The organism is Nonomuraea terrae (assembly GCF_004348995.1).
Lineage (GTDB): Bacteria > Actinomycetota > Actinomycetes > Streptosporangiales > Streptosporangiaceae > Nonomuraea > Nonomuraea terrae.
The window spans coordinates 18,435-42,824 of sequence record NZ_SMKQ01000058.1; the positions used below are offsets into that span (position 1 = coordinate 18,435).

Here is a 24,390-nt window from a genome sequence, read left to right on the forward strand (position 1 = left end):
CGTGTCATATCCGGCGCGGAAGGCGGCCAATCGTGATGGATGCCGATTTGGTGAGAACCTTAATGGCGCTGGTCATCGGTGAGCGTGCAGGTCAAGCCGTCCGCGGACCGTGGCGTTCACCTTTGCGCCTGTCGACGGCCATCGATGGGCCCCGGCCTCCTCGATGTCAAAGGTCGAGTACCAGGTCGGCCTCCGGCCTGGCGCAGCAGATCAGGACCTCGCCGGCGGCGGGCGGTTCCAGCGGGTCGGGGGAGTAGTTCACGTCCCCGGCGAGGATCGGCGTGGCGCAGGTGTGGCAGACGCCGGTACGGCAGGACCAGCGCGTCGGCACCTCGCAGGCGTCGGCGAGATCCAGTACGGACCGGTAGCGGGGCGACCAGCGGACCGACAGCCCGCTGCGGGCGAACGTGATCAGCGGTCCCGTGCCCGGCTCGCCCGGCGGCTGGTGGGGAGGCGTGGCGGTGCCCGGCGTGACGCCCGGCGTGATGGGCGCGAGCGCGCCGAACAGCTCGGTGTGGATGCGGCCGGCCGCGAGGCCGACGGCCAGGAGCATGTCGCGCACGGCGCTCATGAAGGAGGCCGGCCCGCACAGGTAGGCGGTGGCGTCGGCGGGGACGCCGAGCGCCCGCAGGCTCTCCGACGTGGGCCGGCCGTGGTGGACGACCCCTCCTGGGCCGGCCTCGCCGGTTCCGGCGGCGGTGTAGAAGGTGTGTTCGTGCGCGTCCGGGAGCGAGGTCAGCAGGGTGTGGGCCTCGCGGGCGAAGGCGTGCTCGGTGCTGTTCCGTGTGGTGTGGATCCACCAGACGGGGCGTTCGGCATGCTCGGTGGCGAGCCGGTGCAGCATCGCCATGACCGGCGTCGCCCCGATGCCCGCCGAGACGAGGAGCACGGGGCCGGTGCCCGGGGCGAGGACGAAGTCGCCACGTGGGGCCGCGACCTCCACCACGGCGCCGACCCTCAGGGACTCGTGCAGATATCGGCTGACGTGGCCGAGCTCCTCGCGCTTCACGCTCACCCGGTAGGCGGGGGCGCCGGGCGGTGAGGAGAGGGAGTAGCTGCGCACCGGTGCGGGGTCGCCGATGCCGCCGATCCGGAGGGTGAGGTACTGCCCGGCCCCGGCCACGGGCAACGGCTCCCCACCGTCGGCTTCGAGGTAGAGGGAGAGCACCGACGGGGTCTCCCTGGCGATCCTGCTCACCCGCATCGGGCGGAAGCCCGTCCAGCCCTCGGAGCGCGGCGCCGCCGGACCGCCGGCGGCCATGGCCTCGAAGGAGCTCCGCCAGCCGGGGCTCAGGGCCGGGACGGCGAGTGCTCTGCGCAGTGTGTCGGGGTCGTGGCCAGGCAGGTAGAGCAGGGCGTCGATGTCGGCGACGGTGAGCGCGCCAGGACCGGTCCTCGTCCGTACGATGGCGTCGCCCGCCTGGATCCTTCCCTCGGTGAGGACCCGGAGGTAGAAGCCGGGGCGGTGGTGGGAGACGAGGAGGGCGGGGAGCTCGGGCTCGCCCAGGCGCAGCCCGACCCGGTAGCAGGTGACGCGAGGCTGGGTGACCTCGAACTCGGCCTCGCCGATGCGGTAACGGTCGCCGATGCACACCTCGTCGTCGGGCAGGCCGTCGACGGTGAAGTTCTCCCCGAACTGGCCGTACTCGAAGTCGGCCCGCCCGAAGTATCGCTGCCAGTAGTGGTAGGACTGGATCTGGTAGACGAGCACGGCCCGTTGCTCACCGCCGTGTCCCTGCAGGTCGCCCTGGCCGTCACCGTCGATGTTGAGCCGCCTGGCCATCCGCGGGCCGGTGACCGCGTGCTTCCACACGCCGGTGCGCACATTCCTGCCCTGCCAGGACACGTCCTTCGGCATCCCGACGTTCACGGACAACAGCTTCGCCGTCATAGGGGCTGATCATCGCGATGACTTCACGCGATTTCCTTCCTGTCGTACCTCCGTTCCACTCTAGCCATCCGGCGCTGGTGAGTTCGCTGGTAGGCGGGCGGCGGACCGCCCGCCGTGGTGGTCGTCGCTCCAGCATCGCGGCGGCGGTGCGTCAGCGGAGGGTGTGCTCCACCTTGCGCCAGTCGACGAACTTGAAGTTGGTGATCTCGCGGTCGCCGTCCGCCGGGGCGTCCGTGCCGTCGTGCACCACCAGCAGGCCCTTCGGGAACGCGCCGCCCAGCGAGGCGCTGGTGACCATCGCGCCGTCGCTGACCTCCGACCCGTCGGCGTGCGGGCCCGGGGCCATCCGGAACCGGCCGAGGTGGCGGTTGGTCCGGCGGTCGTAGACGGAGAACGTGTCGTCGCCCTGGCTGGAGGCCAGCAGGTAGCCGCCGTCGCCGTCCTCGTAGATGGTCAGGCCCTCGGCGTCGGCCGACAGGTGCTCGCCGCCGAAGCCGCGGTCCTGGCCCGGCGTGCACTCCTCGGTCTGCGGGTCGTAGGTGTCCTGCCTGCCGTACTCCCTGACCTTGTCGATCAGGACGGGGCGGCCGGACAGGTCGGCGGGCATGCGCCAGATGCCGACGTCCTCCTGCGCGGCGTACAGCAGGCCGCGGGCGCGGTCCACGACCATGCCCTCGACCTGCGGCAGCTCGCCCGGCTCACCGCACGGCACCCACGTGGTGCCGTCGGGCAGCGGGAACGTGGCCGGCAGGTCCAGCGTGCGCAGCCGCCGGTAGGTGACCGTGCCGCCGGGCGCGGCGGCGAGCTGGAGGAGACCGACCGTGGTGCGGTGGCGACGGCTGACCAGCACCTGGGTGCCGCTGACCGCCAGGCCGTAGGCGGTCTCGGCCTCGTCCACCTCCTCCTGGGCGGAGTTGAAGACGAACGGCACCGCCGGGTCCGTCACGTCGGTCAGCGGCGCCTGGCCGGCGGCCGCCTTGGCGGGATCGATCGCGTACACGCGCAGGTGGTCACGCCCCCGGTCGGAGGCCACGGCCAGGTCCACCGTCGCGCCCGTGGACAGGCGGAAGCCGTGGACGAGGTCGACGTTGTTGAGCCGTCCCGGCTCGTGCCCGTCGCCCGGCGGCGGCTCGGCGGCCACGTGCTGGAGCAGCGCGCCGGTCAGGGAGTAGGCGTACAGGCCGCCTTCCTTGGCGGTGGCGATGACGACGCTCTTGCCGGGCTTGGCCGGGTGCACCCAGATCGCCGGGTCGTCGCCGTTGGCGTGGCCGCCCGCGTCGTCGTCGTAGAGGGGCGGGGTCTCGGCGGCGGCGGTGACGGCGTCGACGCCGTCACCGTGCCCGAGGGGCGCCATGAGGAGCAGCGCCGCGGTCATGAGAGGACGGATAAGCACCCGCGTACGGTCGCCGCCCCCGGTGTACGGACGATGAACCCGACTGTTCGTCCTTATGTCTATACAAATAAATGATATTGAGGTACAACCGGGGCGAGCCCGTTGGTCTTGGAGGTGTCCTATGAGACGTACCCCGATCGTGCTGGCCCTGCTGGGCGCGCTCGCCCTCACCGGCTGCTCCTCCGGAGGGCAGAGCGCGCAGAGCGCCGCCCCGCCCGCCTCCTCCGCCCCCGCCGGGAGCGGCGCCACCTTCGCCGTCATCACCCACGGAGCCGCCGGCGACTCCTTCTGGGACGTGGTCAAGAACGGCGCCGAGGCCGCGGGCAGTCAGTACGGCGTGACGGTCACCTACCAGGGCGACGGCGACCCGGCCAGGCAGTCGCAGCTCATCGACCAGGCCGTCTCCCAGCAGGTGGACGGCATCGTGGTCTCCATGGCCAACCCCGACGCGCTGCGCGAGGCCGTCGGCGAGGCCGTCGCGGCGAAGATCCCGGTGGTGACCATCAACTCGGGCGCCGACTCCTCCAAGGCGTTCGGCGCGCTCACCCACGTCGGCCAGTCCGAGGACGTCGCCGGGCGCGGCGCGGGCGAGCAGCTCAAGGCCGCCGGCGTCACCAAGCTGCTGTGCGTCGTCCACGAGGCCGGCAACATCGGCCTCGACCAGCGCTGCCGGGGCGCCGAGGAGACGCTGGGCGGCACGGTCGAACGGCTCCAGGTCGACGTGAGCAACCTGGCCGACGTCACCTCCAAGGTCACCGCGACGCTGCAGTCCGACCAGCAGGTCAACGGCGTGCTCGCGCTCAATCCGGCCATCGCGATCGCCGCCAGGGACGCCATCAGGGACTCCGGGTCGCAGGCCAAGCTGGCCACGTTCGACCTGTCGGCCGACGTGGTGACGGCGATCCAGGACGACGAGATCCTGTTCGCCGTCGACCAGCAGCAGTACCTCCAGGGCTACCTGCCGATCACGTTCCTCAACCTGTACAAGAACAACCTCAACACCGTCGGCGGCGGCCTGCCGGTCAACACCGGGCCCGGGTTCGTCACCAAGGACAACGCCGAGCAGGTGGCCAGGCTGGCGGAGGCGGGCACGCGATGACGACGGCCCCCGCGGAGGCCGACGAACGGGTGGCCCACGTCGGCCTCGCCCGCCGCCTGCTCATCAGGCCCGAGCTCGGCGCGGTGGTCGGGCTCGTGGCGGTGTTCACGTTCTTCGCCTCCCAGTCGCCGGTGTTCCGGTCACCGGCCGGCATCGCCAACTGGCTCGACCCGGCGGCCACGCTCGGCATCATGGCGGTCGCGGTCGCGCTGCTCATGATCGGCGGCGAGTTCGACCTGTCGGCGGGCGTGCTGACCGGCACCAGCGGGCTGATCCTCGTCACGCTCGCCACCCGCTTCGGGTTCGACGTGTGGTCGGCGATGCTCGTCGGCCTGATCGTCGCGCTGGCCGTCGGATTCGCCAACGGAATGATCGTCACCAGGACGAAACTGCCCAGCTTCATCGTGACGCTGGGCACGTTCCTCATGCTGCAGGGCGTGAACCTCGGCGTCACCAAGGCCATCACCGGCACCGTCCAGGTCAGCGGCCTGCGCCGGGCCGAGGGGTACGACGGCGCCGCGGCGATCTTCGCCGGGACGATCCACATCGGCGGCACCTCGTTCCGGGTGGCGATCCTGTGGTGGATCCTGGTGACCGCCGTGGCGACCTGGGTGCTGATGCGCACCCGCCCCGGCAACTGGATCTTCGCGGTGGGCGGCAACGAGCAGGCCGCCCGCGCGGTCGGCGTGCCGGCCGCCCGGACCAAGATCGCGCTGTTCATGACGACCGCGTTCGCCGCCTGGCTGGTCGGCTCGATCCTGGCGCTGCGCTACACGTCGGTGCAGGCCAACATCGGCATCGGGCAGGAGTTCATCTACATCATCGCCGCCGTGATCGGCGGCTGCCTGCTCACCGGCGGGTACGGCTCCGCCATAGGCGCCGCGTTCGGCGCGGTGATCTTCGGGATGGCCGACAAGGGCATCGTCTTCCTCGGCTGGGACGCCGACTGGTTCACGTTCTTCCTGGGCGCGATGCTGCTGCTGGCCACGCTGGCCAACCGCCTGGTCAGGCGGTACGCCGAGGAGGTGAAGCATTGATCCTCGAGACCCGCGGCATCGGCAAGACGTTCGGCTCGGTGCTGGCGCTGCGCGACGTGTCGATGGGGGTGGCGGCCGGCCAGGTCACCTGCGTGCTCGGCGACAACGGCGCCGGCAAGTCCACGCTCATCAAGATCCTGTCGGGGGTGCACCAGCACGACGCGGGCACGTACCTCGTGGACGGCCGGGAGGTGCGCTTCTCCAGCCCCCGCGACGCGCTGGACCGCGGCATCGCCACCGTCTACCAGGACCTCGCGATGATCCCGCTCATGTCGGTCTGGCGGAACTTCTTCCTCGGCTCCGAGCCGCGCAAGGGCCTGGCCTTCGACGTGGCCAAGGCCCGCCGGGTGGCCCGCGAGGAGCTGCGCGCCATGGGCATCGACATCCGCGACGTGGACCAGCCGGTCGGCACGCTGTCCGGCGGCGAACGCCAGTCGGTGGCCATCGCCCGCGCCGTCCACTTCGGCGCCCGCGTCCTCATCCTCGACGAGCCCACCTCGGCGCTCGGCGTCAAGCAGGCCGGGGTCGTGCTGCGCTACATCGCCCGCGCCCGCGACCGAGGGCTCGGCGTGGTCTTCATCACCCACAACCCGCACCACGCCTACCCGGTCGGCGACCGGTTCCTGCTGCTCAAACGCGGCACCACCCTCGGCCAGTACGCCAAACAGGACATCACCCCGCAGGAGCTGACCGCCCTCATGGCCGGCGGGGCGGAGCTGGAGGAGCTGGCGCACGAGCTGAGACGCGAGTGAGTTTGGTGGAGTTTTGACCGATTCTGGCGGTCACTGGGAGGTAAGGTCAGGGAACGAACACCTCGGCACGCCGAACCAGGAAGAGCCGGGGGATCACCATGGCCACGACGATCAGCGACCGGGTCGTGCTGGGACGGGCGGCGGGGCGGCCCGCCGACGGCGAACGTCCCTTATCTCACGCGCCGCGCCGTAGCACGACGCGCCCGCTCCGCACCCGGCCCCACCGCATCGGCGTACGCGGCCGCCCACCGGGCCGGCCGCACGAACGGCCACTCGCTTCACCATCTGGCGGACGCCGCCTCCGGAGGCAGACACGCGTACTCGCGTGCGCCCGCCCCGGACTGCTTCATCCCGAACGGGTGGCATCGCGCCGCCCCGTGCGTGCACACACATTCCTTCCGGCCGGCGACACCGGCCGGCTCCCATCGACCGACCACAACCCCGGCGTGGAGATGTGGCTCGATGTGCGGCCATCGCCGTTATTACACCGTGGCGTCCCGCGCCCGTCCGCCCGGAGCTGACTCCCGGAGCGACGGGGCGCGGGTGAGAGCTCCGGGCCGGTCTCCCTGGCGGGTGCGGCACGCCAGGGCGGCCGGCCCGGGCACGATTCCAGGACACGGGCCGGCGTGATACTCGGCGTCGTCCTCGGCAGGCCGGGCCCCGTGCTGGTCGCCGTCATGGACGGCGTCCCCGCCTGGCCCGTCGCCAGGGCCGCCGCCCGTACGGCCGAGCGCGCCTGCGTGGCGCTCGACCTGAGCCGCTCCCGTACGGCCCCCGTCGCGGCGATCCGCGTGGGCGGGGCGTGCCCCGAGGCGCTGCGCCCGGTCGTGAGCCGCGGCGTGGCCACCATCGTGCGCGGCGGCCACGGCGTGACGGGCCGGCCGCTCGCGCCCCTGGACACCGAGGCGGTACGGCGCTTCGCCGCCACCTGCGGCCTGGCCGACTTCGCCGTGACCGCCACCGGCTCCACCATGCTGGCCGACCACGAGCTGGAGGTCGCCGCCGCGATCACGGCCGAGGTGCCGGACGCCCGCATCACCCTGTCGTACGAGTTCGGCCATCCGGGACTGCGCGAGCGCGAGGCCGACGCCATCCGCAACGCGGGGCTCGGCTCCGAAGCCGGGCGCATCGCCGACGAGGTGGCGAGAGAGCTGCCCGGCGTACCGGCGTACTTCGCCCGGTCGGGCCGCGGCCTCGTGTCGGCGCACTACTTCCGCCGCTACCCGCTGGCCTGCTACCGGGGCGCCGCCGCGAGCCTGGAACGCGGCCGGGCCGCCCTCGGCGTGCCGGTCCCCGACGACGAGGCGGCGGCGTACGGCGCGACGCTCGGACGGCCGGAGGCGCAGGTCGAGCGGATCGTGCAGGCGCGGGGACAGGCGGAGCTGGACCGGGAGCTGCAGCGCGCCCGCGACGAGGCGCTCACCCGCGTGGTCAGCGCGGGGGCCGCGCCGGGCTCGGCCAGGATCGCGGAGACGACGGTGAACCCGATGTCGTACCTGCCCGACGGGCTGTACCGGGTGCGGGTCATAGGGGAGGGGGCCACGCCGTGAGCCGGTTGATCGACCTCGACGAGCTGGGCCGGTTCTCGGCGGGCGCGCGGGTGTTCGCGACGGGGGCCGGCGACTCCCCGTACCACCTGGCGCTCGACTGGGCCAGGTCGGTGGCGGGGAAGGGCGTCGAGCTGGTGACGGCGGGGGAGCTGAAGCCGGAGACCCTGTGCGTCGCGGTCAGCCTGGCGGGCTCCACGACCGCGCTGGGCGAGCACCTGCCCCGCGGCGACGAACCCGAGCGGGCCGTACGCGCCCTGGAGCGCCGGCTGGGGGAGCGGGCCGGGGCCGTGGTGGCGCTGAACCTGGCGGCCGAGAACGCGCTCGTCCCCCTGATCGCCGCCGCCATGCTGCGGCTGCCGCTGGTGGACGGCGACGGCTCCGGACGGGTGTTCCCGCTGGTGGAGCAGACCACGTACGCGCTGGGCGGGATGAGTCCGGCCCCGCTGGCGCTGGCGGGCGGCTCGGGCGAGCTGATCCTGCTGGAGACGGAGGCCGGGCGGGTGGAGGAGCTGCTGCGTCCCGTCGTGCTGGCGGTCGGAGGGTGGGCGGTCGTGGCGTGCTATCCGATGGCGGCGGCCGACCTGGCGCGGGTGCTCGTCCCCGGGACGGTCAGCCTGCTGATCCGCGCCGGGACGCCGGGTGCGCCGCGGTCGGCGGCGGCGCCGTTCGGGGTGCGGCGGCTGTGCCGCGGGCTGATCCTGTCCGTGGAGGGCAGCACGGGGCACGACGCCGAGGTGTCGCTGCCGTCGCAGCCGTCCAGCATCGTGCTGCGCGAACCGGACGGGATGCGCCGCCTGGTACGGCTGGAGGCGCACAACGAGATCGTGCTCGCCCTGGCCGACGGGGCCGTGGTGGCGACCGTACCGGACCAGATCTGCATGATCTGCACGGGCGACGGCATGGTCGTCGACGTCGACGAGGCCCGGCCCGGCCTGGAGGTGGACATCATGGTCGTCAAGGCGGCCCCGGTGTGGCACACCGAGCGCGGGCTGGCGCTGGGCGGGCCGCGCGCGTTCGGGATCGCGCTGTGACCGGGGTACGGGCGCCGGGCTGGGAGGCGCCGGTCACGGTGACCGAGCTGGTCAACGCCGGCACTCTCGCGGGGGCCCGCATGTACGGCGCGGGCGAGAACCCGGTCCGCGGCGTCCGCATCGTGGACGAGCTGTCGGTCCTCGGGACGGTCGCCCCGCACACCGCGGTGGTGCTCATCGGCACGGCCGCCAGCGGCGGCTGGGCGGTGGAGATGGCCATGCGCCGGGCCTGGGAACAGGCGGCGGCCTGCGTGATCGCGCCCTCCGCAGGGCTGAGCGAGAGCTCCGGAGAGGTGCTGGCGGAGCGGCTCGGCATCACGCTGATCTTCGTGGACGAGGATCCGCTGCTCGTCGCCGTACGGGTCGCCTCGGCGGCCTCCCGCCCGGACGCGGCCCGCATGCAGCTCGTCGCCCGCTGCGCCACGAGGCTCGCCGAGGCCGGGACGTCGGCCCGCCGGGTCCTCGGCGTGCTGAACGCCGAGCTTCCCGGCACGTCGGTGGCCTTCCTGGACCGCCACGGCCTGCTCCTGGCGGGCCGCCGCGACGCCGCCGCGGGCGGCCGGCCTGAGGGCGAGGAGGCCATCGGCGGGTGGTCGGCGCAGGCGGAGGTGCCCGACCAGGAGGGCGGTGTGCTCGGCACGCTGGTGGCCGGCGGCTCGTCCCGGTCGCCGGGGTGGCCGTCGGTGGTGCGTACCGTGCTGAGCCTGGCGGTGGCGCCGCTGACCGCGTGGGCCGCGCGCGAACGGCTGCGGGCCTGCCGGGACTTCGCCCGGCAGGCGTCACTCGCCGAACGCCTGCTCGCCGAGGCCGCCACCACGGAAGCCGATCTCGCGTCGGCCGACGGGACGGCCTCCGCGTCCGCGACGGCCGTCCCTGAGGAGGAGGCCGGGGCCGTCAGGATGGCGGCGGTCGCGCTGGGCTGGCCGGTGCGCGGGCCGCTCACCGGCTACCAGGTGCGCCCGGCGTCCGGGGCAGGGGACGCGGCTCTGGCGCAGACGCTCATCACCGCCGCACTCGGCCAGGTCCCGGTGACCGTCCGGGGCGAGGGGTGGGCGGGCTGGTCGGCGCTCGACCCCGCCGAGCTGACCGTACGCCTCGAACGCTGCCTCCCGACGATGCCGTGGCCGTGCTCCGCCGGCGTCGGCGCGCAGGTGCCGGGGCTGGAGGCGGCCGGTGAGTCGCTGACCGGCGCGGAGGCGGCGGCGGCCATGGCCGGCCCGGGCACGGTGGCCAGAGCGGACGAGATGGGGCCCGCCGAGCTGCTCGGCGCGCTGCCCTCGCGGGCGCTGCGAGCGCCCGCCACCGTCATCCTGCGCCCGCTGCTCACGATCGACAGGGACGGCACGCTGCTGGAGACGCTGGCCGCCGTCCTGGACGAGGGCGGCGCGCTGAAGGCGGCCGAACGGCTGGGCGTCCACCGCAACACGGTCACCACCCGCCTGGACCGCATCAAGGCCGCCGGCTTCGACCTCGACGACCCCGCCACGCGCCTCGCCCTCCAGCTCGCCTGCCACGTCATGCTCAGATGAGCGTTCCTCGAAGGGCGGCGGCCCAGCGTGCTCGGATGAGCGTCCTCGGCGGCGGTTCAGTGTCCGCTGGGGGTGGCGGCGTCCGGGGGCAGCATCGCGGCGACCTCGCGGCGCAGCAGCGGGTCGGCGTGGAACGCCTCCGTGAGCGCCCGCCGCAACGCCGCCCGGCTGGGCTCGTCGTCGGGCTTGGCGCCGGCCACCCGCCCGATCACCTCCAGGGAGCGCCGGTCGCCCCGGCCGAAGACCCGCTGCAGGATGCGCCCGCCGCGGGCCGCAGGCGTGCCGGCGGCCAGCTCCCGGGTCTTCGCCAGCACCGTCTCACCGTAGGCGTCGATGGCCGCCGTGACGTAGGGCATGACGTGAGGCATGACGTGGTTCGCCGTTTCCATGGCACCCTCCCGTAGGGGATGACGCGATCGTAGCTCTCCGGGGTGCCGCGGCAAGGCATACCCTGTCGAATGTGTCTGCGCCGTTCCTTACTCTCAAGACCGTCATCGAGCACGAGACCGAGGCCCGGCGCTCGCGCTTCATCTGCGCCCTCGCCCCGGCTGGCAGCGTCGAGGAGGCGGCGGCCTTCATCGCCGGGCGCCGCCGCGAGCACCCCTCCGCGACGCACAACTGCACCGCGTACGTGATCGGGCAGCGCGTCCAGAAAGGCGACGACGACGGCGAGCCGGGCGGCACCGCGGGCACGCCGATGGTCCAGGCGCTGGTGGGGCGCGGATTCAGCGACGTGGTGGCGGTCGTGACCCGCTACTTCGGCGGCACCCTGCTGGGAGCGGGCGGGCTGGTGCGCGCCTACGGCTCGGCCGTGACCGAGACCCTCGACCGCGCCGACCCCGTGCGGATGGTCCCGGCCAAACTGGTGCGCGTCACGGTGGCGCACGACCAGGCCGGCCGGGTGGAGAACGACCTGCGCGCCTCACGCCACGCGGTGCGCGACGTGACGTACGCCGGTCAGGTCACCTTCGCCGTCGCGGTGGGCGAGGACGAGGTCGCCGCGTTCACCGACTGGGTGGCCACGCTGACCGCCGGCCGCGCCCGCGTGCACGTCGGCGAGGACATCTACGTGCCCGGCTGAGGCCTCAGCCCTCGAGGGCGTACTGCATGACCCGGAACTTCGCCTGGGCCTCGGCCAGCTCGGCGGCCGGGTCGGAGTCGCCCATGATGCCGCCGCCCGCGAACAACCGGGCTCGGCGGCCCTGGACGAGCCCCGACCGCAGCGCGATGCCCCATTCGCCGTCGCCGTTGGCGTCGATCCAGCCCACGGGGCCGGCGTAGCCCGCGCGGTCCATGCCCTCCAGCTCGCGGATCACCTCGATCGCGGTCCTGGTCGGCGTGCCGCCCACGGCGGCCGTCGGGTGCATGGCCGCGACCACGTCGAGCACCGACGCGCCGTCGGCCAGCCGCCCGGTGACGTGACTGGCCAGATGCTGGACGTTGGGCAGCACCAGCAGCTCCGGCTCGTCGGGCGTGGTCAGCGAGGAGCACAGCGGCGCGAGCGTCTCGCGTACGGACGCGATCGCGCACTCGTGCTCGTGGCGGTCCTTCGGCGAGGCGAACAGCGCCGCGCCCCGGGCGAGGTCGTCGGCCGGGCCGGTGCCCCGCGGCGTCGTGCCGGCCAGCACCAGCGACTCGATCTCCTGCCCCGTGCGGCGGATCAGCAGCTCCGGCGTGGCGCCGACCAGCCCGGCGACCGAGAACGTGTAGCACTCCGGGTAGCGCCTGGCCAGCCGCATCAGCAGCAGCCGCACGTCGATCGGCCGCTCGGCGGTGGCGAGGAGGTCACGGGCCAGCACCACCTTCTCCAGCTCGCCCTCGCGGATGCGCCGCGCCGCGCGCGCCACGACCCGCTCCCACTCGGGGGCGCTCAGGCTGCCGTCGCCGTAGCTGATGCGGCCCGGGTCGGTGATGGGGGAGAACGTCTTCACCGGCGCCTCGCCGATCGTGGTGAGCCAGGCCCGGCCACCGCGCCGGGTGAGCACGGCCCGCGGCACGACGAGGACGGAGCCGTGGGCGTTCTCGTCGAAGGTGAAGCTGCCGAAGGCGACGGGGCCCGAGCCGGGATGGCGCACGCCGTCGTCGACCTGCGCGTCGCCGAGCACGGTGGCCAGCCACTCCCTGGCCCAGGCGAACCGTCCTGGGCCGGGCGGCACGGCCACCTGCGCGGCCTCACCCCATCCGACGAGGCCCTCGCCGTTCCTGACCCAGGCGTAAGGCGTTGTTGCTGGCAGGGAGGCCAGCAGGTTACCGGGGTCGCCGACAGGGGTGGTGCGAACCGGCAGCGGGCGGGTTGTTCCGAGCGCGACACTCACCCGACACACTCTATGCGGGAACTGAACACGTTCGACTCGGACCCCCGTGAATGAGAGGTTACGGGCAATGAGCGCAGAAAAAGCCACGTCTCGCTGCCTATTCTGCGCAACCAGTTCGGCCCCGCTCTGTCAAGCGGGGATAGGAAGTAGGTCCTGAACTGGCAGACCTTGCCATGAGGTCATAGTGAGCCGAAGATCGGCTCCCTACCTTGGACCCCATGATCGCTCGCCTGGGTCCCGCCCTCGCCGCAGTCGCCGTCCTGTCCGCGTCCGGCACCGCCCACGCCGCCACGGCCCAGCCCGTGCCCGAGGTCATGGCCGCGCTCGGCGACTCCATCTCCACCGGGTTCAACGCCTGCGGCTGGTACGTCTCGTGCACCTCCCGCTCGTGGTCGGCGGGCGACAACGCCGACGTCCGCAGCCACTACCTGCGCCTGTCGAAGTTGTCGGCCACGCTGAGCAAGCACAACCTCAACTTCGCCGCGCCCGGCTCCACCAGCGCCGACCTGCTCGGCCAGGTGCGCAAGGCGGTCGCCGCCAAGGCCGACTACGTCACCATCCTCGTCGGCGCCCAGGACGCCTGCCGCAGCACCGAGCAGGCGATGACCTCCGTGCGGACCTACCGCCAGCGGATGGACGCGGCGCTGGCCGAGTTGCGGGCCGGGATGCCGCGGGCCCGGGTGTTCGTCGCCAGCATCCCCGACCTGCGGCGGCTGTGGCAGGTCGGCAGGAAGAACCCCATCGCCCGCACGTTCTGGACGATCGGCCGGGTCTGCCCGAGCATGCTGGCCGACCCGATCTCCACCAAGCGGGCCGACACCGAGCGCCGCGACCGGGTGCGGGCACGGGTGATGGCCTACAACCGCGCCGCCGCCCAGGCGTGCGCCGCGTACGGGCCCGCCTGCCGCACCGACGGGGGAGCGATCTTCGACTTCCCGTTCACCCTCGACCACGTCAGCAAGTGGGACTTCTTCCACCCCAACTCGACCGGGCAGCGGGTGCTCGCCGAGCAGACGTTCAAGCGGGGCTTCTCCTGGATCGACCCGCGTTAGCCGCTACCGGCACTGCGTCAGCATCGCGCGCTTGTCGGCGCGCGTGACCGGAAGGTTGTACTTGAGCGCCACCTGGGCGAAGCGGGTGACGTACGCGCAGCGGATGCCGCGCCGCGGGGGCAGCCAGTTCGCCGGGCCGGAGGCGTCCTTCTGCTCGTTGGCGTCGCCGTACACCGGCAGCAGGTTGAGCGGGTCGTTGGCGAAATCGAGGCGCTTGGCCATCGGCCAGCGCGGCGCGCCCATCCGCCAGCCGTAGTTGAGCGGCACCACGTGGTCGACCTGCACCTCGCCGGCGTTGTCCTTGTGCCAGCGGATCAGCCGGCCGGTGTAGGGGTCGGATAACTCCATCGCGACGACCACGCAGTCGGAGCCCTTGCGGTAGCGCACGTTCCGGCCGTCGCGGGCCAGCAGGTCGTCACGGGTCCGGCACCCGTTACGAGCGTACGGCACGCCGGTGGCGGTGTCGGCCCAGTTCGCGCCGTAGCGGAGGCGGGAGTAGCCGGTGTTCGGGCCCATGGGCTTGACGCGCAGGCGCTGGATGAGGCGGCGGGCGTCGGATCTGTCGTCGCGGGCGGTGATGGGGGCCAGGCCGGGCAACGTGCCGCTGACGTTGGTCAACGGGCTCGCCGCCGTCGCCGGTGACTGCTTGGCGGTGCCGATGAACGAAACGACGATGATGGCTCCGGCGAGGAACGCGACCGCGTCCTTGGTGCTCAAACCCGTCCTCCGTGCGCTCCTGGTCGCTTAAGGGATTCCCACCCAGCCCCGTTCCGATACGGCAACGATTCTGTGACCACGCACCAAGGGCGCTTCGTTCGGGGGCGCACGTGTGGAGAGGGCGAGTTAGCGTGTAATTGTGTAAGCAAAGGAGTGCACGTATGGCGGATCCCCTCGACGCCTACTCGCGCGTCGTGTCGTCCGTGGCGGCCGAGCTGCTGCCGAAAGTGGCCAGTGTGCGGGCCGGACGGGGCAGCGGGTCCGCGGTGGTGTTCACCGCCGACGGGTTCCTGCTCACCAACGCGCACGTGGTCGGCGCCTCCCGCGCCGGCACGATCGCCTTCGCCGACGGCACGTCCGGCGGGTTCGAGGTGGTCGGGCGCGACCCGCTGTCCGACCTCGCGGTGATCAGGGCGCAGACGGTCACGCCACCGCCCGCCGAGCTCGGCGACAGCGACGGGCTGGTGGTCGGGCAGCTCGTCGTGGCCGTGGGCAACCCGCTCGGGCTGGCCGGGTCGGTGACGGCCGGGGTCGTCTCGGGCCTCGGCCGGTCGCTGCCCGCCGGCGCCGGCAACGCCACCCGCCTGATCGAGGACGTCATCCAGACCGACGCCGCCCTCAACCCGGGCAACTCCGGTGGCGCGCTGGCCGACTCGCGGGCCCGGGTGGTCGGGATCAACACGGCCGTGGCCGGGATCGGCGTGGGGCTGGCCGTACCGGTGAACGGCACCACCCGCTCCATCATCGCCGCGCTGATCAGGGACGGCCGGGTCCGGCGGGCGTTCCTCGGACTGGTGACCTCGCCCGCGCCGCTGCCGGAGCACCTGCGACGGCGCACCGGGCAGCACGGCGCGCTGCGCGTGGTCGAGGTCGTGCCCGGCTCACCCGCCGGCCGGGCCGGGCTGCGCGCCGGCGACCTGGTGCTGAGCGCCGGGCGCGCGCCGGTGACCGACGCGCAGGGCCTGCAGCGGCTGATGTTCGCCGACGCGATCGGACGGCCGCTGCCGATCACCGTCTACCGCAACGGCGCCCTCGTGGACGTCATCGCCGAGCCGGTGGAGCTCACTGGCTCGGGCGCGTGACCGTCGCCGGAGCCGATGCGGAGTCGTCCGCCGGCCGTGCGGCTTGGGATTCTGGTGGCGGGCCGGGGGCGGGGCGTGGCGTCTTGGCCTCCGATGAGGAGTCGGCGGACGGGTTCTGGAGAGTGCGCCGGCGGCGGGCCAGGAGGTCGGACAGCAGGGCGTCCCACTGGCGGCCGATGGCGTTGACGTCGTAGGACCGGGCGGTCTCCAGCGCGCCGGCCGCGAGGTCGCGGCGCAGCCGTTCGTCCTCGATGACGCGGATGATCGAGGACGCGAGCTCGGCGTTCGTCCTGGGCTTGACCAGCAGGCCGTCCACTCCGTGTGTGATCATCTCCTTGGGGCCGTGCGGGCTGTTGAAGCTCACGATGGCCAGCCCCTTGGCCATGGCCTCCAGGATCGTCATGGGGAAGCCCTCATGACGAGAGCTGAGCACGAAGATCGAGGCCTTCTCCAGCTCCGCGCCGATGTCGGAGGCCGGCCCCGGCAGCTCGACCGAGCCTTCCAGCCCGGCCTCCGCGACCTGCCGGGCTAGGGGCTCATGCTGCGGCCCGGCGCCGTAGATGCGCAGCTTCCAGTCGGGGTGCGCGGCGGCCACGGTCTCCCAGGCGGTGATCAGCCGGTGGAAACCCTTGATCTTGGTCATCCGCCCCACAGCGACGGCCACCTTGGCGTCCAGCGGGGACACCCCGCCGCCCATGGGCGGTACGGCGTTCGGGATGCGCGCCAGCCTGCGCGGCTTCTTCGGCAGCGCCTCGCGGTAGTCCTGCAGGTCGGCCTTGGTCAGCGTGATCAGGGCGTCGAGGCGGCGGTAACGCCACTTGATCAGCTCTTGGACCTCCTCGGGCTGGGTGCGCAGGGCCACGTGCTCCTGCCCGATCGTGATGACGCCGGGCCGCGCCAGCTGGGCCATCGCCAGGTTGAGCCCCGGGCGGGTGGCGATCAGCACGCCGGTGTCCAGCGAACGGATGTAGCGCGCCAGCTTGAGGTCGGTCCACTGGTTGAAGCGGTGGTAGGCGTTCTCCGCCTTGGGGATCAGCCGGCTCGGCCGTTTCGACAGCATCGCGCGCAGCGGGCCGCCGCCGGGCCGCAGGCGGTCGTCCAGGAAACGGAACCGCACCCGCGGGTCCACCGGGAAGAACGGCTTCTCGGCTTCCTTCAAGATGCTCACGATCTCCACGTCGTGCTCGTCGGCCAGGTAGCCGGCCAGGTTGAACACGGTCCTGATCGTGCCGCCCATGCCGTGGGCGTGCAGTAAGAGGATGCGTACCTGCTTGGTGGAGGGCGGAGGCGCGTTGCGCGCCTTGCGCCTGTCGAGCCCCCGAAGCAGCCCAACGGCTGCCGACCTGCCCTTGCGTGCCAGTGCGCGCACCTTGTCAGATTCCCCTCTTGAGGTGTTGAAGCCCCAACACACGCGGCCGGTGGCGAAGCGTTTCCGCCTCGCCACCGGCCCTGCGTCTCGCTCTGGTGGAGTGCACGATGTTCATCCCCTGTGCGCTTTCCCCACCTATGATCTTTAGACGCCACAAAGGTGACTAAGGTTGCATGCGCGGCCGGTGCCGGGGGTCGGGAGTGTGCGGCGGGTGCTCGGCCAGCAGCTCGAGCGCCACGTCGATGGCCTTCTCCAGCTGGGTGTCCACACCTCTGGCGTAGTCCTGCGGGGTGATGTCCACCTCGATGTCGGGATCGGTGCCGTAGTTCTCGACCTGCCAGCCGACGTCGTCGAAGGCGAAGGAGAACTCCGGCTGCGTGGTCACTGTCCCGTCGGCCAGCCGATGGCGCGGCCAGATGCCGATCACGCCGCCCCAGGTGCGCCTGCCCACCAGCGGGCCGAGCCGCCGCAGCTTGAAGGTGTGGCTGAAGATGTCGCCGTCGGAGCCGGCCCACTCGTTCGTGATGGCCACCAGCGGCCCGCGCGGCGACTCCGGCGGGTACGGCTCCGGATCGCCCCAGCGCGGGTAGTCGTAGCCGATGCGGCGCCGGGCCAGCTTCTCCAGCAGCAGCGCCGAGACGTGGCCCCCGCCGTTGAACCGTACGTCCACGATCAGCGCGTGCCGGTCGTACTCGGCCAGGAACCCCCGGTGGAACTCCCCGAACCCGTCCGTGCCCATGTCGGGCACGTGCAGGTAGCCGACGCGGCCGCCGGAGCGCTGGTGGCAGCGGGCGCGGTTGAGGTTCACCCAGTCGCGGTAGCGGGCCGGCTGCTCGTCGGCGAGAGCGCGTACGGTGACCGTGAAGACCCGGTCCTCCCGCCGCAGCGTCAGCTCGACCTCCTCGCCCGCCTGGTTGACCAGCCGTTCGTTCGGCGTGGCCGCCGTGCCGATGGGCGCGCCGTTGATCGCCAGCACGGCGTCGCCGGGCCGGACGTCCAGCCCGAGCCGGTTCAGCGGTGAGGTGGCCTTCGGGTCCCACGGATCTCCGGTCACGATGGCGTGGATGCGGTAGACGCCGTCGCGGTAGTCCCAGTCCACGCCCAGCTTGCCCTGGCTGTAGTCGGGCCCGGGGCGGTACTCGCCGCCGCTCTCGAACGCGTGGCTGGTGGCCAGCTCGCCGTGCAGCTCCCACAGCAGGTCGGAGAACTCGCCCCGGGTCGTCACCCGGTCCACCAGCGGCTGGTAGCGCGCGTAGACGGCCGGCCAGTCCACGCCCGCCATGTCCTCGGTCCAGAAGTTCTCCAGCTGCAGCCGCCACGCCTCGCGGAACATCTGCCGCCACTCCGCCTCCGGGCAGAGCGACACCTTGATCCGCGACAGGTCGATCCAGCCGCTCTCGCGTCCCGGCCCCTCGTCGTCGCCGGGCGCCTCGCCCGCCTTGACCACCCGCAGCCGGCTGCCCGCCCGGTACAGCACCGTCTTGTGGTCGCGGCTCAGCTCGAAACTCGTGACGTCCTCGGCGAACGTCTCGGCGCGGCCCTTGGCGAAGTCGAACAGGTGCAGCGTGTCGTCCCCTTCGAGCGGGCTGGCCAGGATCAGTGCCTTGCCCTTGAGCCCCGCCACCTGCTCGTAGCGGCCCTCCGGCAGCGGGAACGCGGTCACCCGGCGGGCCAGCCCGTCCAGGTCGACCCGCAGCGGCTCCGGCTCCTCGTCCTCCTCCTCGTCCTTGTCGTCGTCCCTGTCCTCCAGCGGACGCGGCACGGGCACGAACGGGTCGGGCACGTCCGCGCGCAGCGCCACCGCGTACGGCCGGGTGCCGAGCGGGAAGCCCAGGTCGAACTGGAGCTGGTCGTAGACGGGGGAGAAGACGCGCTGCCCGATGAAGTACAGGTAGCGGCCCCGCGGGTCGAACGCCGGAGCCGAGTCCTTGAGCACCGGCTCGCTGGCCTGTGTCGTCCGCCCGGTCTCGGGGTGATGCAGCTTGATCGCGCTGGTCTGCGAGCTGAGCGGGCTCGCGTACGCCAGCCAGCACCCGTCGTGCGACCAGGCCGGCTCCTCCGGAGGGCCGTGCGGGTTGGCCTCGACCAGCGTCGCCTGACCCGTGGCCAGGTCGAGCAGGTGCAGCTCGTCACGGTGGTTGACGACTGCCACCCGGTCGTGCGCCGGGTCGGGCACCAGCTCGCTGATCCGCCCCAGCCTGGCTACCTCCGTGCCGGGGCCGCCCGGCGTGCCGGAAAGGACGACCAGCCGCTCCTCGTCGCCGTCGTCGCTGGCCGCCGCGACCAGCCGGACGCCGTCGTTGAGCCAGGTCAGGAAGCGGTAGCGGACCCCGTCGGGGGAGCCGTGCTGCCGCACCGGGCCCTCCCAGCCGGCCATCGCGTACGCCTTGCCGCGCGCGATGACGGCCAGCGCGCTGCCGTCGGGGCTGAGCGTGGCGCTGTCGAGGTACTCGGCGGCGTCGACGAACCTGCGGTTGCGCTGGGTCCTGGAGCTGGCCAGCAGCACGTCCAGCCGGCGTGGCCGCTCGCCCGGCTCCAGCAGGTAGAGGTCGGCGCCCGCGTGGTAGACCAGGCGGTGCCCGTCGCCCGACAGGTTGCGCGCGTAGTAGTCGTCGTGGTGGGTGTGCCTGCGCAGGTCGCCGCCGCCGGGGTCGCACGAGTAGACGTTGCCGACGCCCTCGTGGTCGGAGATGAAACACACCCGGCCGCCGCTCCAGCAGGGCGAGGCCAGGTTGCCCGGCAGCCGGATCAGCCGCCGGAACTCGCCGTCGCCGCGCGGGTCGATCCACAGGTCGCCGACCGTGCCGCCGCGGTAGCGCTTCCACCGCGCCGGGTCGGCGGTGTTGCGGCCGAGCACGATCATGCCGTCGGGTCCGTACGCGATGGAGTTCGCCGGTCCGTACGGCAGCCGCTCCGGCACCCCGCCCGGGGCCACCCGGTGCAGCCACTTGCGGCCCTCGAACGGCTGGGACTGGTCGCTGGCGTACAGGATGCGGCCTTCCGGATCCCATCCGGTCACCGCGCAGCGGGCACCGTGAAAGGTCACCCGGCGGGCCGCGCCGCCCGCGGACGGCATCACGTACACCTCTTCCGGCCCCTCCTCGCGCCCGACGAACGCCAGTTGGTCGCCGCGCGGCGAGATGCGCGGGTAGCCGGCCTCGGCCAGGCCCGCGGTGAGGCGGAACGCGCGTCCGCCGCGGGCGGAGACCATCCACAGGTCGTCCTCGGCGGCGAAGACCACCACGTCCTGGAAGACAGCGGGGAAGCGCAGGTAAGCCGACATCAGTGCCGCTCCACGGTCGATCGGACGGCCGGAACGCGGTCCAGCCGTCCGATCATGTCACCACCGGGCGGCCGGGTCATCCGGCCGCCCGGTCAAAGGCCCGGGGTCACGCCTCGTCCGGCGGAGCCTGCCTGGTTTCCTTCTTCGTCTCCTTGGCCTGCCTGCTGGTCTTGATGGCCTGCTTCTTGGACTTGCCGGACTTGGCGGCCGGTTTCTTCTTGGTGTCAGCCATGGAAATTCCCCCCCTGTACGGACGAGTTGCACCTGATCGGTGCACCAAGCCCGTTAATACCCATCTAGCATCGAAACCCGACATACCGCCTTAAGGGGTGGTGTGTCCGGCTGTGGCGGGGGAGCGGACCGGCCGGTCGCCGGCCGGCCGCGAGGACCACACGCCCTCGCCGTGCGTCAGGCCGGGCAGCCGCTGCTCGAACACGTGGACCGCGGCCGCCGGGATCTCGCCCGCCAGCATCCAGGTGTCGCCGGCGCGCCGGGTGTCGTGCGGCGCCCCGCCCAGTGCCGCCAGCCCCGCCGTCACCTGGCCCAGCGTCTCCTCGGGCACCTCCAGCTCGAAGCGGTGGCACGGCTCGTACACCGTGGTGCCCGCCCGGCGCAGCGCCTCCATGAGCACGATCGGCGTACGCCCGCGGAAGTCGGCCGCGACGGTGACGGGCGCCTCGTACCCGGTCCTGGTCAGCGTCACGACGACGTCGGTCACCGGCCAGCCGTGCGGCCCCTCGCCCAGGGTCAGGCGGACGCTCTCCTCGATCGCCCGGTGGTAGGCCAGCGGCAGCGATCCGAGGTCGACCTCCAGCCGGTAGTCCACCCCCGAGCCGCGCGGTCCTGGCTCCACCCGCAGGCCGACCGTCGCCATGAACGCGTTGCGGCCGTGGCGGGCCATCTCCTCGACGGCCTCGCCGACGCCCGCGGGACGCTCGAAGAAGACGGGCCTGCTCGGCGCGAAAAGGGCCTCGACGCCGAAGTCCGCCGCCAGGGTCTCGGCGATGACCTCCTTCTGCACCTCGCCGTAGAGCAGGACCGAGGTATCGCCGCCGGGCAGCGTACGGGTGCCGATGAGCGGGTCCTGCTCGGCGAGCGTCAGCAGGGCGGCGTGCAGGCGCGGCTCCTGGCCGGGAGCGCGCGGGCGCACGACGGTCTCCAGGGCGGGCGGCGGGAAGTGGGCCGCGGCCGGCCCCGGCTCGCCCAGGTGGTCGCCGACGCGGATCTCGGGCACGCCCCACACCTTGACGATGTCGCCGGTCACGGCGCTGCGCCGGTCGGGGGCGCCGGCGACCTCGAGCGCGCTCACGCGTCCCTCGTAGGCGTGCGGCCCGCGGTGGAACGTCAGCCGCTCGCGCGTCCGCAGCTCACCGCCGCGGATCCGCAGCAGCGCCGCCTTCTCGCCGGAGGGCGCCCGCTGGATCGCGAACACCGTCCCCCGCACCGCCTGCGCGGGACCGGGCTGCGGCACGGACGGCAGCAGGCCGGCGACCGCGTCGAGCAACTCGGGGACGCCCTGACCGGTGATCGCCGACCCGAACAGCACCGGGTACGCGACCCCGGCCGCGCACTGCCGCGCCAGTGCCGCCCGAACCCGCTCGGGACCGGGCGTCCCGCCCTCGACGAGCACCTCCAGCAGCCCGTCGTCCCGCTCGGCCAGCACCTCGGCCGCCTCCTGGCGAGCGCCGAAGACGTCGGCCGCCTCCCCGAGGAAGCCCAGCGAACGGGTCCGCGCCCGCGGGCCGCCGATGCCGGACACGGTGTTGACGGGGACGCAGGACGGCGACAGCCGCCGCCGGATGTCGTCCAGCAGCCCGCCCTCCCGGGCCCCAGCCCGGTCGATCTTGTTGACGAAGATCAGCGTCGGCAGGCGCAACCGGCTGAGCGCCCGCATCAGGACGCGGGTGTGCGGCTGGACGCCCTCCACGGCCGACAACACCAGCACGGCGCCGTCGAGCACGCCTAGCGCCCGGTCCACCTCGGCCGCGAAGTCGGCGTGACCGGGCGTGTCCACCAGGTTGACCCGCAGGTCACTCAGGGTGAAGGAGGCCACGGCGGTGCGGATGGTGATGCCGCGGCGGCGTTCGATCGCGTTGCTGTCGGTCTGGGTGCTGCCTTCGTCGACGCTGCCGAGCCGGTCGATCACGCCGGTCTCGAACAGCAGCCGCTCAGTGAGGCTGGTCTTGCCCGCGTCTACGTGCGCGAGGATGCCGATGTTCAGGATGTGCATGGGTGCAGGAGCCCTCGAGAACTCTCGTGCCAATGGGGCGCTGGGAGATTCCGAGGCGGCGCCGCATCTCAAGCTCCTGACGTGCGATCACAGAACAACGCGGCCATCCTGTCACCGGCCCGGCAACAGCGTCCAACCATTTACGCGCCCCGGCCACGGCGGCCACCGACTGGACACTTAGCTCTTGCGCTCACCATTGTGGTTCCGAAATACTTAGCCTCATGGCACAGTATTCGGCGCCCTTGGACGGCGTGTTCGTCGCCCTCGCCGACCCGACCCGGCGGGCCGTCGTCCGGCGCCTCGGCCACGGGCCCACGACCGTCGGCGATCTCGCCCGCGAGTTCCCGATGACCCTCCCCTCGTTCATGAAGCACGTGCGGACGCTCGAATCGAACGGGCTCATCAGCACGGTCAAGTCCGGCCGGGTGCGCACGTGTGTGCTCAACCGCGAAAGGCTCGCCCTCATCGACGACTGGCTCGCGGAGCAGCGCCGGATCTGGGAGGAGCGCACCGACCGCCTCGAACAGTTCGTCACCGACCAGGAGAAGAGCAGACAGTGAATCCCGAGCTCGATCTCGGCCTGGAGCGGATCATCCGGGCCCCCCGCGCCACCGTGTGGAGCGCCTGGACCGACCCGTCCCGGCTTGAGCGGTGGTGGGTCCCGGCTCCGTCCCGCTGCCGGGTGGACCACCTGGACCTGCGGCCCGGCGGGGCGTTCCTGACCCGTCTGAGTGACGACGGGGCCGAGTTCGTCCCGCACCTGGACGCCTGCTTCCTCGCCGTCGACGAACTCGAGCGGATCGTGTTCACCAACGCGATCGACAGCACCTGGCGTCCGGCGAATCCCGCTCCCGTCGCGATGACCGCCACGATCGCCCTGAGAGATCACCCGGACGGCACGGACTACCGGATGGTCGTCCGGCACGGCGACCCGGAGGCCCGCGCCCACCACGAGAAGCTCGGCTTCGCCGAAGGCTGGGGCACGGTCGCCGGCCAGCTGACCGCTTTCGCCGAGAGCATGCTCGCGCGATGAAGATCACCCTCACCGAGTTCGTCACGCTCGACGGGGTCAGCCAGGGCCCCGGCTCGCCGGACGAGGACACCGGTGACGGCTTCGCCCGCGGCGGCTGGCTCGTGCCCCACATCGACGGGACGTTCGTCCAGCGCGCCTCCGACTGGCTCGGCCTCGCCGACGGCCTGCTGCTCGGCCGGCGCACCTACGAGGCGTTCGCGCGCGACTGGCCGAAGATCACCGACCCGGCCGATCCGTTCGCCGAGCGGATGAACGCGCTGCCGAAGTACGTCGTGTCCAACAGCCTCGCCGAGGGGCCCTGGCACCCCACGACCGTCCTCAAGGGCGACCCGCTCCGGACGGTCGCCGAGCTCAAGGCGCGACCGGCACGGGAACTCCAGATCCACGGCAGCGCCCGCCTGGGCGACGCGCTGCTGACGGCGGGCCTGATCGACACGCTCCGCCTCGTGGTCGCGCCCACAGTGCTCAGGACCGGCCGGCGTCTTCTGGCGGGCCCGGGTGCCACGTCCGGTCTCCGCCTGGTCCGTCACGAGGCGACGCCGAACGGCCTGCTGCTCGTCGAATACGAGACGACAGGCCGGGCACCCCACGGCGAATATGCGGGCGTCACCGCCTTCGTCCAAGGCCGACCGGCGGAGACGCGTGACCGTACGCGCCGGTCAGGGGCGGGGCGCTGGGCGGTACGCGCGGATCACGGTCCGCTCCACCGTGTCGCCCGGCGTGCGTGGCACCCTCGCCGGGCGGGTGGTTCACCGTGACCTCGCACGCCCGCGCCGGGCGCGAGGCTCAGTCGGGCGTACGGCGGCACGCCTAGCGAGTTCAGCTGGTCGATGAGGTGCCGGCCGGGGCGGGCGGAACCGAGCGGCGGGTGTGCGAGCCGCCATCGCGGGCGGTGGTGTATCCGCTGCCGGCGGCAGGTCCGTTCGCCGGAGCGGGACATTGACAGGTCCGTCGCCGGCGTTGACGGCTGCTCCACGCCCTTGACTTCACGGCATCGGGGCTAGAGCAGGCGGAGTTGTTCGGGCTC

Annotated in this window: 20 protein-coding genes and 1 pseudogene; 12 read left to right on the forward strand and 9 right to left on the reverse strand. The window is 72.8% G+C overall.

What is annotated here, in order from left to right; genetic code table 11:
- Positions 1 to 166 precede the first annotated feature (166 nt).
- On the reverse strand, positions 167 to 1,891 hold the full coding sequence (locus E1286_RS20195; protein WP_132614764.1) for an MOSC and FAD-binding oxidoreductase domain-containing protein: 1,725 nt from the start codon (positions 1,889 to 1,891) through the stop codon (positions 167 to 169).
- A gap of 151 nt (positions 1,892 to 2,042) precedes the next feature.
- Entirely contained in the window at positions 2,043 to 3,266 is a 1,224-nt protein-coding gene (locus E1286_RS20200) for a phytase (protein ID WP_132614766.1), read from the reverse strand.
- A gap of 139 nt (positions 3,267 to 3,405) precedes the next feature.
- On the opposite strand from E1286_RS20200, the gene E1286_RS20205 reads away from it, so the two are divergent.
- From E1286_RS20205 to E1286_RS20225, 6 genes are all read left to right on the forward strand, one after another.
- Complete coding sequence (locus tag E1286_RS20205; protein WP_132614768.1) at positions 3,406 to 4,383, forward strand: sugar ABC transporter substrate-binding protein; 978 nt, start codon at positions 3,406 to 3,408, stop codon at positions 4,381 to 4,383.
- A complete protein-coding gene (locus tag E1286_RS20210) occupies positions 4,380 to 5,420 on the forward strand; it encodes an ABC transporter permease (protein ID WP_132614770.1) in 1,041 nt (346 codons plus the stop codon). The genes E1286_RS20205 and E1286_RS20210 overlap by 4 nt, the downstream gene beginning before the upstream one ends.
- Positions 5,417 to 6,172 carry an ATP-binding cassette domain-containing protein gene (locus tag E1286_RS20215; RefSeq protein ID WP_132614772.1) on the forward strand — a complete coding sequence of 252 codons (756 nt, stop codon included), beginning with the start codon at positions 5,417 to 5,419 and terminating at the stop codon, positions 6,170 to 6,172. The genes E1286_RS20210 and E1286_RS20215 overlap by 4 nt, the downstream gene beginning before the upstream one ends.
- Before the next feature lie 626 nt (positions 6,173 to 6,798).
- Entirely contained in the window at positions 6,799 to 7,722 is a 924-nt protein-coding gene (locus E1286_RS47905; protein WP_165969811.1) for a hypothetical protein, read from the forward strand.
- A complete protein-coding gene (locus tag E1286_RS20220; RefSeq protein WP_165969812.1) occupies positions 7,719 to 8,753 on the forward strand; it encodes a DUF917 domain-containing protein in 1,035 nt (344 codons plus the stop codon). Before E1286_RS47905 ends, E1286_RS20220 begins: the two co-directional genes overlap by 4 nt.
- Positions 8,750 to 10,282 (forward strand): PucR family transcriptional regulator, encoded by a 1,533-nt coding sequence (locus tag E1286_RS20225; protein WP_132614774.1) that lies wholly within the window; start codon positions 8,750 to 8,752, stop codon positions 10,280 to 10,282. The genes E1286_RS20220 and E1286_RS20225 overlap by 4 nt, the downstream gene beginning before the upstream one ends.
- 56 nt (positions 10,283 to 10,338) lie before the next feature.
- On the opposite strand, the gene E1286_RS20230 is transcribed toward E1286_RS20225, so the two are convergent.
- Positions 10,339 to 10,671, reverse strand: a complete 333-nt coding sequence (locus E1286_RS20230) for a hypothetical protein (RefSeq protein ID WP_132614776.1) — start codon at positions 10,669 to 10,671, stop codon at positions 10,339 to 10,341.
- A 71-nt stretch (positions 10,672 to 10,742) separates the two neighbouring features.
- Between E1286_RS20230 and E1286_RS20235 the strand changes: the two genes are divergently transcribed.
- Positions 10,743 to 11,363: a YigZ family protein gene (locus tag E1286_RS20235; protein ID WP_132614778.1), complete on the forward strand. Its 621-nt coding sequence runs from the start codon at positions 10,743 to 10,745 to the stop codon at positions 11,361 to 11,363.
- Between the two features lie 4 nt (positions 11,364 to 11,367).
- Here the strand turns inward: E1286_RS20235 and E1286_RS20240 are convergent, their stop codons facing one another.
- Positions 11,368 to 12,597, reverse strand: a complete 1,230-nt coding sequence (locus tag E1286_RS20240; RefSeq protein ID WP_132614780.1) for an isochorismate synthase — start codon at positions 12,595 to 12,597, stop codon at positions 11,368 to 11,370.
- Positions 12,598 to 12,815: 218 nt separating this feature from the next.
- On the opposite strand from E1286_RS20240, the gene E1286_RS20245 reads away from it, so the two are divergent.
- The gene (locus E1286_RS20245) at positions 12,816 to 13,649 is read left to right on the forward strand and encodes an SGNH/GDSL hydrolase family protein (RefSeq protein WP_132614782.1); all 834 of its coding nucleotides are present in this window, start codon (positions 12,816 to 12,818) and stop codon (positions 13,647 to 13,649) included.
- A 3-nt stretch (positions 13,650 to 13,652) separates the two neighbouring features.
- Here the strand turns inward: E1286_RS20245 and E1286_RS20250 are convergent, their stop codons facing one another.
- Positions 13,653 to 14,366 (reverse strand): HNH endonuclease family protein, encoded by a 714-nt coding sequence (locus E1286_RS20250; RefSeq protein ID WP_132614784.1) that lies wholly within the window; start codon positions 14,364 to 14,366, stop codon positions 13,653 to 13,655.
- Between the two features lie 161 nt (positions 14,367 to 14,527).
- On the opposite strand from E1286_RS20250, the gene E1286_RS20255 reads away from it, so the two are divergent.
- A complete protein-coding gene (locus E1286_RS20255; RefSeq protein ID WP_132614786.1) occupies positions 14,528 to 15,448 on the forward strand; it encodes a S1C family serine protease in 921 nt (306 codons plus the stop codon).
- Here the strand turns inward: E1286_RS20255 and E1286_RS20260 are convergent.
- The 4 genes from E1286_RS20260 to E1286_RS20270 form a co-directional block, all read right to left on the reverse strand.
- Positions 15,429 to 16,817, reverse strand: a complete 1,389-nt coding sequence (locus E1286_RS20260) for a glycosyltransferase family 4 protein (RefSeq protein ID WP_132614788.1) — start codon at positions 16,815 to 16,817, stop codon at positions 15,429 to 15,431. The genes E1286_RS20255 and E1286_RS20260 overlap by 20 nt on opposite strands.
- A gap of 163 nt (positions 16,818 to 16,980) precedes the next feature.
- Complete coding sequence (locus tag E1286_RS20265; protein ID WP_132614790.1) at positions 16,981 to 20,100, reverse strand: S41 family peptidase; 3,120 nt, start codon at positions 20,098 to 20,100, stop codon at positions 16,981 to 16,983.
- 106 nt (positions 20,101 to 20,206) lie between these two features.
- On the reverse strand, positions 20,207 to 20,332 hold the full coding sequence (locus E1286_RS51310; RefSeq protein ID WP_281282706.1) for a hypothetical protein: 126 nt from the start codon (positions 20,330 to 20,332) through the stop codon (positions 20,207 to 20,209).
- A 90-nt stretch (positions 20,333 to 20,422) separates the two neighbouring features.
- Positions 20,423 to 22,330, reverse strand: a complete 1,908-nt coding sequence (locus E1286_RS20270; RefSeq protein ID WP_132614792.1) for a GTP-binding protein — start codon at positions 22,328 to 22,330, stop codon at positions 20,423 to 20,425.
- A 221-nt stretch (positions 22,331 to 22,551) separates the two neighbouring features.
- Between E1286_RS20270 and E1286_RS20275 the strand changes: the two genes are divergently transcribed.
- The 3 genes and pseudogenes from E1286_RS20275 to E1286_RS20285 form a co-directional block, all read left to right on the forward strand.
- Positions 22,552 to 22,890: an ArsR/SmtB family transcription factor gene (locus tag E1286_RS20275; protein WP_132614794.1), complete on the forward strand. Its 339-nt coding sequence runs from the start codon at positions 22,552 to 22,554 to the stop codon at positions 22,888 to 22,890.
- Positions 22,887 to 23,363 carry an SRPBCC domain-containing protein gene (locus tag E1286_RS20280; RefSeq protein ID WP_132614796.1) on the forward strand — a complete coding sequence of 159 codons (477 nt, stop codon included), beginning with the start codon at positions 22,887 to 22,889 and terminating at the stop codon, positions 23,361 to 23,363. Before E1286_RS20275 ends, E1286_RS20280 begins: the two co-directional genes overlap by 4 nt.
- A pseudogene (locus E1286_RS20285) lies at positions 23,360 to 23,977 on the forward strand (dihydrofolate reductase family protein); the annotation flags it as partial. The gene E1286_RS20280 and the pseudogene E1286_RS20285, both read left to right, overlap by 4 nt.
- Positions 23,978 to 24,390: the final 413 nt, after the last annotated feature.

Bases quoted from the DNA above. Each gene is read 5' to 3' on its own strand.
- E1286_RS20195 (WP_132614764.1), bottom strand. From the start codon at position 1,891: ATGACGGCGAAGCTGTTGTCCGTGAACGTCGGGATGCCGAAGGACGTG.
- E1286_RS20200 (WP_132614766.1), bottom strand. From the start codon at position 3,266: ATGACCGCGGCGCTGCTCCTCATGGCGCCCCTCGGGCACGGTGACGGC.
- E1286_RS20205 (WP_132614768.1), top strand. From the start codon at position 3,406: ATGAGACGTACCCCGATCGTGCTGGCCCTGCTGGGCGCGCTCGCCCTC.
- E1286_RS20210 (WP_132614770.1), top strand. From the start codon at position 4,380: ATGACGACGGCCCCCGCGGAGGCCGACGAACGGGTGGCCCACGTCGGC.
- E1286_RS20230 (WP_132614776.1), bottom strand. From the start codon at position 10,671: ATGGAAACGGCGAACCACGTCATGCCTCACGTCATGCCCTACGTCACG.
- E1286_RS20245 (WP_132614782.1), top strand. From the start codon at position 12,816: ATGATCGCTCGCCTGGGTCCCGCCCTCGCCGCAGTCGCCGTCCTGTCC.
- E1286_RS20255 (WP_132614786.1), top strand. From the start codon at position 14,528: ATGGCGGATCCCCTCGACGCCTACTCGCGCGTCGTGTCGTCCGTGGCG.
- E1286_RS20265 (WP_132614790.1), bottom strand. From the start codon at position 20,100: ATGTCGGCTTACCTGCGCTTCCCCGCTGTCTTCCAGGACGTGGTGGTC.
- E1286_RS51310 (WP_281282706.1), bottom strand. From the start codon at position 20,332: ATGGCTGACACCAAGAAGAAACCGGCCGCCAAGTCCGGCAAGTCCAAG.
- E1286_RS20270 (WP_132614792.1), bottom strand. From the start codon at position 22,330: ATGCACATCCTGAACATCGGCATCCTCGCGCACGTAGACGCGGGCAAG.
- E1286_RS20275 (WP_132614794.1), top strand. From the start codon at position 22,552: ATGGCACAGTATTCGGCGCCCTTGGACGGCGTGTTCGTCGCCCTCGCC.